This window comes from Brevundimonas sp., from assembly GCF_046295595.1.
GTDB lineage: Bacteria > Pseudomonadota > Alphaproteobacteria > Caulobacterales > Caulobacteraceae > Brevundimonas.
The window spans coordinates 35,887-43,560 of the sequence record NZ_JBKBMX010000023.1 but is presented as its reverse complement, the minus strand read 5'-3'; the positions used below and the strand labels follow the sequence as shown (position 1 = coordinate 43,560).

The window sequence follows — 7,674 nt, the reverse complement described above, 5'->3', positions numbered from 1 at the left end:
ACTCCACCTCGCTCAGATCGTATCGCGCCATGCCAAGGCTCCTTCCGGAATCCTTGAATCAGCGAGACCGGGTCACCGCAAGCTTTATGGGTTCAGAACCTAGGGGCTAGGGGCTAGGGGCTAGGGGCCACAGGGATTGGCCCCGTCCGGAGCCGGTGTTCTAGTCCCTAGTCCCTAGACCCTAGCCCCTGTATCAGGGCCGCCATGCCCTTCACCGCCACCGTCCTGACCATGTTTCCGGAAGCCTTTCCGGGGCCGCTCGGCGTTTCGCTGATCGGCACGGCGTGGCGCGAGCGCGGGCTGTGGAGCCTCGAAACCCTTGACATTCGGGCCTTCAGCGAGGATAGGCGCGGCTTCCTGGACGACACCCCCGCGGGTGGCGGCCCGGGAGCCGTGCTTAAAGCGGACGTGGTGGCCCGGGCGCTCGATAGCGTATCCGGACCGGCGCGGCCGCTTTTGTACATGAGCGCCCGGGGTCGGCCCCTGACCCAGGCGCGCGTCAAGGAATGGGCCAAAGCAGACGGGATCACCGTCCTGTGCGGCCGGTTCGAGGGGGTGGATCAGCGCGTGCTGGACGCGCGCGGGTTCGAGGAGGTCTCCGTCGGAGACGCGGTGCTCGCCGGCGGCGAGGCGGCGGCGATGGTGGTGATCGAGGCGTGCGTGCGATTGATCCCCGGGGTGCTGGGCCAGGCGGAAAGCCTGAGTTCGGAAAGCTTCGAGGACGGTCTTCTGGAGCATCCGCAGTACACGCGACCGCGGACGTTCGAGGGGCTGGAGATACCCGAGGTGCTTCTGTCGGGCGACCACAAGAAGGTCGCACAATGGCGCGAAGAGCAGCGGCGAGAGACGACCCGGGAACGACGGCCAGACCTCTGGGCGGCGCATCTGGACAAGACCCCTGCGGGCCACGAGCCCGCCAAATCACAGCTAAAGGGCGCCAAAGCCCGAGGAGAGTAGAATGAACATCCTGCAGACGATCGCAGCCGAAGAAAAAGCCCGCCTCGTCGAGAAGCGCGCCATTCCTGACTTCCAGCCCGGCGACACGCTGCGGGTCATGGTCAAGATCAAGGAAGGCGAGCGCGAACGCATCCAGGCCTTCGAGGGCGTCTGCATCGCCCGCGCCGGCGGCGGGATCAACGAGAATTTCACCGTGCGCAAGATCAGCTTCGGCGAGGGCGTCGAGCGCGTCTTCCCGCTGATGTCGCCGAACATCGACGCCATTGAAGTCAAGCGTCGCGGCGTCGTGCGGCGCGCCAAGCTCTATTATCTGCGCGACCGCCGCGGCAAGTCGGCCCGGATCGCCGAGAAGCAGACCGTGCGTCCGGCCAAGGGCGTTGTCGTGCCGGAAACCGGCAAGGCCGAGAGCCCGGCCGCCGACACCGAAGCATAGGCTGTCTCACAGTTCTGAGACGACGAGGCCCCGGCGGAGACGCCGGGGCCTTTTTCGTGCGCCCTAGCGGGGGAACAGCGGGTTCGAGGCGTCGCGCTGGCCCTCGAGGCTGTGGCGGAGATCGTGCAGGTCGTCGCGACCCTCGCTGACGCGGACGAAGGCGCGGCGCACGGTCTCGCGGGTGATGGCCGAGATCTGGCTGTCGGCGAGGGCCTTTTCGAAACGGGCGCGAACGGCCTCCTCGGCGCTCTCGACCGCGCCGACCATGCTGGCCTCATCGCGCATCAGGGCGTGTCTGACGTCGGCGAAGGCGCGCTGGGCCTTGGCGAGGATCGAGCCGTCGGCGGCCGGATCGCCGCCCAGTTCGCGCACGGTCGACTGCAGATCTTCCGCGACCTGACGGCGTTCGGCCCCGCGCCGCGCGAACAGGTCGCGATGGCCGGGATCGGTCGCCTCGGCCGCCGCCTCGCGATAGCCGTCGGCGCTGTCGATGGCGGTCTGGATCAGGTCGTTGAGGACGTGGATGTCGTGGCGATTGGCGTTGGACATGGCTGGCTTCCGTTCAGTCTGTCCTGAGAACCGCGCCATGACCCGGTTGGTTGCCGATCAGCGCTCCGACAGGCCGCCGCACCGGGCGAGGAAATCGCTCAGGGCGGCGGGCGTTTCCGCCCGGGCAGGACCGACGGTCTGGCGGCCATAGACGGCAGTGACGGGCTCGCCGCGCGCCATGCGGGCGAACAGGTCCGCCTCGGCCGTCCCGCTGGCGGTGACGCCGGGGCCGGGGGCCTTGAGGTCGGCGACGAAGGCGAAGGCCTCGTCGCCCGCGCCGATCGTCAGCCGGTCCTCGCTGGCGATGGGTTCGAAGCCGGGCGCCTGAATTACGAGCATTCCCGGCGCGCGACAGAACAGGGTCAGGACGGGCGCGTCCGAGGCGTCCACCAGCAACAGGCGGGGCGCCGCCCGCGCCTCGGCGGGCTGCGGCGGCATCGGCGCGGCCGGGGCCTGCGGCGCGAAAGGCGGTTGCGGCGCGGCCGGCGCGGGCGCCTCGTCGCGGCCGCAGGCGGCCAGCGTCAGCAGGGCGATCGTCAGCAGGGCGGTTCTTCGCATGCTCGCCTCCATCAGAGTTTGGTGCGCAGCGACCACAGCTCGGGGAAGCAGCGGCGCTGCAGGGTCTCGGTCAGATAGGCCACCCCCTCGGTGCCGCCGGTGCCGCGGCGACGACCGATGATCCGCTCGACGGTGACGACATGCTTGTGCCGCCAGGTCAGCAGGGCGTCGTCCAGATCGACCAGCTTCTCGGCCAGCTGGTAGAAGGGCCACCATCGGGCGGTGTCGCGATAGACTTCCAGCCAGGCGGCCTCGACGCCCTCGGACGGCTGCCACGGCTGGCTGACGTCGCGGTTCAGCACTTCGGGCGGAACGGGCAGGCCGGCGGCGGCGAGCTGGGCCAGGGCGTCGTCATACAGGCTGGGCGCGTCGAGCGCCGACTTCAGCGCCGCGTGGGCCTCCGGCCGTTCCTCGTGGAAGCGCAGGAAGCGGTCGTCCTTCAGTCCCAGCATATATTCGAAACGCCGGAACTGGTCGCTCTGGAAGCCCGAGGAGGAGCCGAGCACGCCGCGGAAGCGCAGGTAGTCGGCCGGGGTCATGGTCGCGAGAATGTCCCAGCTCATGGTCATCACCGCCTGGATGCGGCTGACGCGGGCGAGGCTCTTGTAAGCCGGAACCAGATCGCCGGCGCGGACCAGGGCCTGGGCCTGGGCGACCTCGTGCAGGATCTGTTTGAGCCACAGCTCCTTGGTCTGATGGATGATGACGAACAGCATCTCGTCGTGCTCGTCCGACAGCGGATGCTGGGCCACGAGCAGGTCGTCGAGGGCGAGATAGCCCGAATAGGTGATCACGGACGGTCGCGGGTCGGTGGTGTCGGTCATCGGTGACCTATCGCCCGGGCGGCCGTCCCGCTCAAGGCTTGTCCAGCGGCCGGCTGTCGGCGTCGTCCGCCCGGTTGGCCCGCGCGTCCCATCCCTCGCGGTCGGACCGGAAAGCCAGAGCCATCAGACCCCAGGCGAGGGCCACCGTGCCGGCGACGCCCAGAGACAGGGCGATGGAACCGTGCAGCGGCATCGGGCCGCCGCCGATGGCTGTCCACGCCCAGTTGATGACGATGATCGAGCCGGCGGTCACGCCGATGGCGGTCAGTACGGCGCGAAGCCGTCCCCCGCGACGCAACGGTGCGGCGGAGTCGCCGGTCAGCGCTGGACCCACTGGCCCTGGGCGTTGCGGTACCACTGGCCCGAGCTGACGCGGGGCAGGACGATGGTCTCGAAGGCGCGGGCGGCCGCGACCTCGGTCGACGTGCCGGCGGTCCGGGCGGTGTTGGCATAGGCCTCGCGCCGGGCGCTGTTGGTCACCGTGACGGCCTGCGTCAGGGCCGGATCCGACGAGGGCTGGCGGAAGCCGAGATAGCCGTCGGCCTGTTCGCCCACGGCGCCCTGCGCCTTGGCGGCGTCGATCATCGCCTTCTGCCCGGCGGTCTGGGCGAAGGCCGCGCCGGCGGCGACGCCGAGGGCGGCCACGGCGGCGGTGATGACGAACAGCTTGCGGAAGGAGAACATCGGAAGCGGCTTTCGCATCAGAACAGGTTGGGGTTCTCGACGAGGAGGTCCTGAAGCTCCTTGTCGAGGCGGACGCGGATATCGGCGTCCAGCTTGGCGTAGATCTGGATCGGATCGACTTGCAACCGGACCGTAGGAGTGCAGGCGCCCACGCCGAAGGCGGCGATGAAGCCGATCAGGGCGAGACGTGCGCGCGTCCGGTTCATGGTCGAGGTCTCCGGTGTTGATCTGCGACGATCTAACGCCAGGCAGGGTGAACGGGTTCTGAACGGCGAGGGCGGCGGGATCAAGGCGTCGGAACAGGGTCCTCGCGCGGCGGCGCGGCGGCGCTGGCGGAGGGTGCGCCGTTGCGCGCCCGGTTCAGCTCCAGCAGGTCGCCGATCAGCTGGTTCAGATTGAGGGTGGTGTCGAGCGTCAGATCGATGCCCGTCCCCGACGGCAGCGGCAGTTCCCGGTTGAGGAATTCGCGGCTGATGAATTCGGCGAACGGAATCCGCAGCTCCTGATGCACCGGCGGGTCGTGGCGGCCGCGGATACGGAACAGCACGCCGATCCGGCCCTCGTCGAGGCTGTTGACCTCGGCCGAGAGGATGTCGAACGACAGGTTCTCCATGGCCTGGTAGGCGAGGTCCTGCACCGTGTTCGGCGGCACCGCCTCCCCGCCCCCGCCGGCTTCCAGACCGCTGAGCGCCTCGCGCTGGATCGACAGCCGGCCCGGCTGGATGGCGGACAGGGTCCCGGCCGTGATGCGGATTCCCGAGACCGGATCGGAGGTGAAGGGCAACCGGCCCGAGACGACCGCATCCAGCAACACCGAGTCGGCAAATCCCGAGCCGGCGATGATCTCGCCCAGCTGGACCTTCTCCAGCACGATGACGCCGCTGAACGGCTGGCTGCGGTCCAGCGGCATGGCGAAGGGCTCGACCCGGACGACGCCGCCGGCCACGGCGAGTTCGCCGACGTCCACGGTCACGGCGGCCTTGTCCAGACCGAAGTTCAGGGTGATGTCCGTCAGCGGCGTGACGGAATCGAGCTGGTCGATGGTCAGCTGCTGGCCCGGGGCGGTCGTCAGCGGCGCCAGGCTGGTGAAGTCGACGACGCCCTTCAGCCCCTTCACCGCGCCGGCGGGACTGACGAAATCGAGGCCGGGGATGGTCAGACGTCCGGAACTGGAGCCCTCGGCCTCGGCGACCCAGTCGATCCGCCCCTGGAAGGCGACAGAGCCGGTCGCCGGCGATCCCAAATAGTCGCCGGCCAGGGGACTGAGATCGGCCGGCTGCAGGCCGCCCTCGGCGAAGACCAGCGAGGGCGCGTCGATGGTCAGGCCGCCGGCGCCCGACCGGCCGTCGTGGGCGAGCTCGAGGCGACCCAGCGACGCCGCGCCCCGCGCGAGGTCGAAGCCGCCGGTCCAGTTCTCATCGGCCAGCCGGGCCGCGCCGGAGGCGGTCAGCGGGTTGAACCGGATCGGTGTGGTGGCGTCCTCGATCGTCGCCCGTTCGATCCGGGTGTCGAGGCCGACGCCAGTCGGGCCGCCGGTCGCGGCGAACCGACCGATGGCGTCGCGTATGTTCAGGGCGAGGAACGGGGCCGAGGCGTCGACGTCCGCGAGGGCCCCGTCGGCGCGCCAGCGCCCGTCGGCTATGCTGACCAGCGGGCGATCGATGGGGCAGACCCGGCCCGAGACCTCGACGACGTCGTTCTCGTCGAGTTCAAGCCGTTCAACCGTCACCGGCGCGCAGTCCGCCGCAACATATCGGACCTCTCCACGGGACGAAGTCAGCCGGCCGCGGGTCTCCAGTGCGATCCCGCGCGCGAGGTCGAAATCGAGCGCGGCGCGGCCGTCGAGATCGGCGGTGAAGCCGTCCGGGGTCAGCCTCCACGCCGGAATGGCGAAGGCCGCCTCGGGCAGGCCCCGGCCGCGCGTGGCTGCAACGGTCAGAGTCCCGCCGCCGAGCTGGCCCGGCGCGGCGGCGAAGACCGGCCCGGCGGCCGGGCGCAGGGTCAGCGCCCCGCCATTGGCCGGGCGCAGGGTCGCGGGGCGGTCCAGCGTCACCTGAGTTCGGCCGGCGCCCGACGTCAGGCTGAAGGCCGGAATGTCGACCGCGAAGGCGCCGAGGGCCCGCTTCATCTCCGCCAGATCGGCGCCGTCGTCGCCGGCGGCCGGGCCGAACAGGGGCCAGGCCCCGCGGGTCGCGCGCAGTCCGCCCGACAGTTTCAGGCGCAGGCCGGCGTCGGCCACGAGGTCGAGGTCCGCCGTCACGCGCGCGCCCGTCAGGGACAGGTCGTCCCAGCCGAGCCGGTCGGCGTTCAGGGCCAGCGGGCCGCTGACCTCCCACGCGGCGTCGCGGCCGCCGGCGGTCAGGCCGCTCGAGGTCAGGACCAGTCCGGCGCCGTCCAGTCCCGCGCCGGAAGCCCGTGCGGCCGAAACCCGGGCCGGGCCGCTGATCCCCCAGGCCAGACCCTCCCCGTCCCGTGACAGGCGGGCGCGAGCGTTGTTCCAGCGGACGGCGGCGGCGGTGGCGGCGAGGTCCGGGCCGCTCAGACGCGCGGCGCGGAGGTCGGCGTCGGCCGCACCCTCGATGCGGAAGGTCTCGATCCAGCCGGCGGTCTGGCCGTCGAAGCGCAGGTCGGCGACGGCGTCGCGGGCGGCGAGGTCGCCGGCCGTGAGGCTTTCGGCGACCAGACCGGCGCTCAGACGGGCGCGGCCGTCACCGCGACGCTGTTCCATGTCGGGATAGGGCAGGTCGCCGGTCAGCGTCAGGCGCGTCCCGGCGCTGGCGAGACCGGGCAGGGTCGCCTGATCCGCCGAGGCCGCGGCGCTGACGGCCACCCGGTCTCCCGTGGTGGTGACGGAGAGGGTGGCGGCCAGAGCCCGCGCCTCATAGCCGCCGCTCTTCAGGTCGGCCGCCGGCATCCGGGCGCTGACCCGGATCAACCGGCCGTCGTCGATGCGGGCGTCGCCCTGAACCGCGACCGGACCGAATTCCGTGTCGAGTCGGACCCGCCCCCGCTCGATCAACACCAGGGGTCCGCGCGAGTCCGGTCGCGGCGGCTGGCCGGTGAACCGCTCGACCAAAGGATCGAGGCTGCCGACCGAGAAGCGCCCGTCCCGGAACGAGGCGCGCAGCACGGGCCGCACCAGACGGATGCGGCTCGGCGTGAGACCAAGGCCGGTCTCCGACCACGGGGCGCCTATTGCGTAGTCGACCTCGACCCTGTCGATGACGGCGTCGGGGTCTCGCGGGTCGCCGATGCGGATGCTGGCCACCAGTCCGTCGATCTCGAGCCGTTCGATCTCCACCTCGGCCGGAATGCCCTGCCGCTCCAGCCAGCCGACCAGGACCTGACGCGTCGCGGCCCGGCGGTTCAGATACAGCAGGCCGGCGAGGACGATCAGGATGCAGACGAGCGCCCCGAGGGCGAGCCACAGGCGGCGGGCCCCTCCGCTGCGACGGGAGGACGGCCGGCCCGGCCGGGAAGCGGGGGCGTCGGTCATGCCTTGGCTCGGGCGATGAACAAACGGAACTCCTCGGACAACACAGCAGGCGTGACCATGAAAACACAGCAGAGTGGCGCAACAGCCACCTTGAATGCAGTCGTGACGACATCAAGGCGGGGCGGCGAGTTGCGCCCGAATACCTCAACGAAATGCCGTCAATACACTGTTCG

Annotated in this window: 9 protein-coding genes; 2 read left to right on the top strand and 7 right to left on the bottom strand. The window is 70.8% G+C overall.

The window, feature by feature from the left end; genetic code table 11:
- The first annotated feature begins 204 nt into the window (after nt 1-204).
- Complete coding sequence (gene trmD, locus ACK4JY_RS13335; protein WP_409606496.1) at nt 205-957, top strand: tRNA (guanosine(37)-N1)-methyltransferase TrmD; 753 nt, start codon at nt 205-207, stop codon at nt 955-957.
- A gap of 1 nt (nt 958) precedes the next feature.
- Complete coding sequence (gene rplS, locus ACK4JY_RS13330; protein WP_409606494.1) at nt 959-1,390, top strand: 50S ribosomal protein L19; 432 nt, start codon at nt 959-961, stop codon at nt 1,388-1,390.
- 63 nt (nt 1,391-1,453) lie between these two features.
- Here the strand turns inward: rplS and ACK4JY_RS13325 are convergent, their stop codons facing one another.
- From ACK4JY_RS13325 to ACK4JY_RS13295, 7 genes are all read right to left on the bottom strand, one after another.
- A complete protein-coding gene (locus ACK4JY_RS13325; RefSeq protein WP_409606492.1) occupies nt 1,454-1,939 on the bottom strand; it encodes a PA2169 family four-helix-bundle protein in 486 nt (161 codons plus the stop codon).
- A gap of 57 nt (nt 1,940-1,996) precedes the next feature.
- Nucleotides 1,997-2,497, bottom strand: a complete 501-nt coding sequence (locus ACK4JY_RS13320) for a hypothetical protein (RefSeq protein ID WP_409606490.1) — start codon at nt 2,495-2,497, stop codon at nt 1,997-1,999.
- Between the two features lie 11 nt (nt 2,498-2,508).
- On the bottom strand, nt 2,509-3,321 hold the full coding sequence (locus tag ACK4JY_RS13315; protein ID WP_409606488.1) for a tryptophan 2,3-dioxygenase: 813 nt from the start codon (nt 3,319-3,321) through the stop codon (nt 2,509-2,511).
- Nucleotides 3,322-3,352: 31 nt separating this feature from the next.
- Nucleotides 3,353-3,574, bottom strand: a complete 222-nt coding sequence (locus ACK4JY_RS13310) for a hypothetical protein (protein WP_409606487.1) — start codon at nt 3,572-3,574, stop codon at nt 3,353-3,355.
- Between the two features lie 65 nt (nt 3,575-3,639).
- Nucleotides 3,640-4,023: a YdbL family protein gene (locus ACK4JY_RS13305; RefSeq protein ID WP_409606485.1), complete on the bottom strand. Its 384-nt coding sequence runs from the start codon at nt 4,021-4,023 to the stop codon at nt 3,640-3,642.
- Nucleotides 4,023-4,211, bottom strand: a complete 189-nt coding sequence (locus ACK4JY_RS13300) for a YnbE family lipoprotein (RefSeq protein ID WP_409606484.1) — start codon at nt 4,209-4,211, stop codon at nt 4,023-4,025. The genes ACK4JY_RS13305 and ACK4JY_RS13300 overlap by 1 nt, the downstream gene beginning before the upstream one ends.
- Nucleotides 4,212-4,291: 80 nt before the next feature.
- Complete coding sequence (locus tag ACK4JY_RS13295) at nt 4,292-7,501, bottom strand: YdbH domain-containing protein (protein WP_409606482.1); 3,210 nt, start codon at nt 7,499-7,501, stop codon at nt 4,292-4,294.
- Nucleotides 7,502-7,674: the final 173 nt, after the last annotated feature.

Coding starts and splice junctions, on each gene's coding strand:
- rplS (WP_409606494.1), top strand. CDS start 959: ATGAACATCCTGCAGACGATCGCAGCCGAAGAAAAAGCCCGCCTCGTC.
- ACK4JY_RS13325 (WP_409606492.1), bottom strand. CDS start 1,939: ATGTCCAACGCCAATCGCCACGACATCCACGTCCTCAACGACCTGATC.
- ACK4JY_RS13300 (WP_409606484.1), bottom strand. CDS start 4,211: ATGAACCGGACGCGCGCACGTCTCGCCCTGATCGGCTTCATCGCCGCC.
- ACK4JY_RS13320 (WP_409606490.1), bottom strand. CDS start 2,497: ATGCGAAGAACCGCCCTGCTGACGATCGCCCTGCTGACGCTGGCCGCC.
- ACK4JY_RS13295 (WP_409606482.1), bottom strand. CDS start 7,501: ATGACCGACGCCCCCGCTTCCCGGCCGGGCCGGCCGTCCTCCCGTCGC.
- ACK4JY_RS13305 (WP_409606485.1), bottom strand. CDS start 4,023: ATGCGAAAGCCGCTTCCGATGTTCTCCTTCCGCAAGCTGTTCGTCATC.
- trmD (WP_409606496.1), top strand. CDS start 205: ATGCCCTTCACCGCCACCGTCCTGACCATGTTTCCGGAAGCCTTTCCG.
- ACK4JY_RS13315 (WP_409606488.1), bottom strand. CDS start 3,321: ATGACCGACACCACCGACCCGCGACCGTCCGTGATCACCTATTCGGGC.